This window comes from Streptomyces aurantiacus JA 4570, from assembly GCF_000414115.1.
Classification (GTDB): Bacteria; Actinomycetota; Actinomycetes; order Streptomycetales; family Streptomycetaceae; genus Streptomyces; species Streptomyces aurantiacus_A.
In genome coordinates this window covers 1-448 of record NZ_AOPZ01000540.1, presented here as the reverse complement: position 1 = coordinate 448, position 448 = coordinate 1, and the positions used below count along the sequence as shown (strand labels likewise).

Genomic DNA, 448 nt, shown 5'->3' with positions numbered 1-448 from the left:
CGCGCTGCGCGGATCTGCGCACGGGCGAGCCCGATCTTCTCCATCAGGCCGCCGTCCGTGTTGCCCGGGCTGTCGGTGTCGGAGGTGCGCATGAAGATCCGCACGTTCCATGACAGCGCGAGCGCCGATCCGCCCATGAGGTACAGGTCGTCGACCGGCCCGGCCATCGGCCCGGCCAGGCACGCGGCCGTCAGCCACGCCGACCCGGCCGCCGTGGTGATCGCAGAATGCAGGCGGCGCTGCTTGCTCGCCGACTTGCCGATCACCCACGCGCCGCCGGTCATCGCCACCGACGTGAGGGTCAGGCCGACTGCGGCGGCCGGGGAGGCGGCCCACCGGTCGTGACCGAGCACCCCGGCCAGGCCCACCCCGGCCACACCGAGCCAGGGCGGCAGATGCGGCTTGGCACGGTTCAGGAGGTAGTTGCTGACCCCGCCCGCACCCGATC

At 73.2% G+C, this 448-nt stretch carries 1 pseudogene; it reads right to left on the bottom strand.

Annotated elements, in window-relative coordinates:
• Window positions 1–448 (bottom strand): annotated as a pseudogene (locus tag STRAU_RS37785) (plasmid transfer protein TraB); the annotation flags it as partial.